Origin of the sequence: Psychrobacter sp. PAMC 21119, assembly GCF_000247495.1 — a bacterium.
Classification (GTDB): Bacteria; Pseudomonadota; Gammaproteobacteria; order Pseudomonadales; family Moraxellaceae; genus Psychrobacter; species Psychrobacter glaciei.
The window spans coordinates 1-2,111 of the sequence record NZ_AHVZ01000035.1; the positions used below are offsets into that span (position 1 = coordinate 1).

1 protein-coding gene is annotated in these 2,111 nt (G+C 42.1%); it reads right to left on the minus strand.

Annotated features, from left to right (window positions below):
* Positions 1-718: 718 nt before the first annotated feature.
* Complete coding sequence (locus RH96_RS11630; RefSeq protein ID WP_010201135.1) at positions 719-1,801, minus strand: 3-deoxy-7-phosphoheptulonate synthase; 1,083 nt, start codon at positions 1,799-1,801, stop codon at positions 719-721.
* Positions 1,802-2,111: the final 310 nt, after the last annotated feature.

The following is a 2,111-nucleotide window of genomic DNA, read 5'->3' on the forward strand; positions in this document are numbered from 1 at the left end:
CTGGCACATCTGGCAAGGGGTGCGGGTGAATAACGTCCTCAGTCCTCGTCTACCATCACAGGTGATGCTTTGTATATCTACGCCTAACGATACTAGATGATCAATCCCTTGCTTATAAGCACTATTGGTTTCATGACTGACTATCGCATATTAAGAACGGTTCTAGTGGTGTTGTCCATAGAGACCATTAAACCAAACTTGCGACCAAAGTAAGTGGTGTCCATGATGATATTAGCAGTCTTAGGACGTTTAACTGGATACTCAATACTGATTTTATCTAAGCGTCTTTGAATGGTTTTAAGACTACAGTGATATTTATCCGCCAGTTGTTGGTAGGTCTGTTTTCCTTGCGTATATTCAGTCCAAAGCGTTCGGTTATTAAGTCTTTTGCCACCTAAAAACTGCCGCCTGCAAGCTAGACATTGATACTGCTGTTTGCCAAGCTTACGTCCATTCTTCTTGGTGTGTTTATCACTACAAAAAGGGCAGTTTTTTGATTCATGGCGTTGATTCCTTGGAAATATAGACAGTATATAGCGTTAGACCCTACGTCAGCATGAAAAATGTCCATTACACCTCGTTTTCAAAATGAGGACACCCCCTAAAAAAGCACATAATTTTGTAAGTTAAAGCATAAAAAAATCCCGTTTGACAATAATTATGTCAAACGGGATTTTTGCTGAGTGGCTTAATAATGATTCATTATGGCCAATCGCCATTAACGGTTAGGCAATACATCTTTTACCATGTCACGTAGACTGTATAACGCAGTGACTGTGCTATCCCAATCTAGGCAACCATCGGTGATAGATTTACCATACTCAAGCTGGCTCAAATCAGCAGTAAGCTTTTGGCTGCCGCCTTTTAGGTGACTCTCAATCATCATACCGATAATGGATTTGTTACCATTTTGAATTTGCTCAGCGACGTTATTAATAACCATCGGCTGCAAGTACGGATCTTTACCTGAGTTGGCATGGCTTGAGTCAATCATAATCTTGCTATTGGTTTTGCCTTTTGCCAGCTCGTTTTCCACTTGCGCAACGGCTGTCTCATCATAGTTAGGCTTGCCATTACCACCGCGAAGTACCACGTGGGCGTAAGGGTTGCCTTTAGATTTGATGATAGAGACTTTGCCATCTGATGATAGCCCTAAGAAGCTATGGCCTTCTTTAACCGCTTGCATGGCGTTAACTGCGACTGTCATACCGCCGTCCGTACCATTTTTGAAGCCAACTGGGCATGATAAGCCAGAGCTCATTTCGCGATGCGTTTGGCTTTCAGTGGTACGAGCGCCAATTGCTGACCAGCTGATCAAATCTTGCATGTACTGCGGGGTATTTGGATCCAATGCTTCAGTCGCGCAAGGTAAGCCTTTCTCATTCAAATCAAGCAGTAACTTACGAGCGGTACGCAGACCCTTTTCGATATCAAAGCTGTCATTCATGTCAGGGTCGTTGATCATACCCTTCCAGCCGACCGTGGTACGTGGTTTTTCAAAATACACGCGCATCACAACAAATATGCTGTCTTCGATCTCTTTTGCCAATATAGCTAAGCGATCGGCATATTCGTGGGCGGCTTTGATATCGTGGATAGAGCAGGGGCCAATGACTACAAACAGACGCTTGTCTTTACCGTCCAAAATATCTTGGATAGTGTTACGACCTTTTAAAACGGTTTTGTAGGCTTCTTCTGATAAAGGCAGCTCAGTTTTTAGCTCATCAGGAGTGATCAAGGGAATAAATTTTTCAATATTCACGTCGTCAATATCTGCATTATGGGTAGCTGTAGTTGTCATGATTATATATCGTCTAGCTGATTTATAGGAATAATCATTATGAGGACAAAAGTGCTGGTTGACAAGGGCAGTCGTGCAGTTAATTGACTGATAACTGGAATGTCCAAACCAAAACTTAGTTATACTTGTATACACTTAGCGCTATATTTGAATTTTCAAATGCACGTTTAGCCTTTCGTTTTTCCGTCTACTAGGGTCTATTGAACATTCAAATGTGGAACTGGCAGCGGCTATTTTTTAGACAATACGCAGTGAAATTTTTGACGCCTAGTCATTCTAGGGTAGACAATTTCGCCATGTATTGGCAAAA

What these genes read in the sequence shown, in the direction of transcription:
- RH96_RS11630 (WP_010201135.1), bottom strand. Translation starts at nt 1,801, where the DNA reads ATGACAACTACAGCTACCCATAATGCAGATATTGACGACGTGAATATT.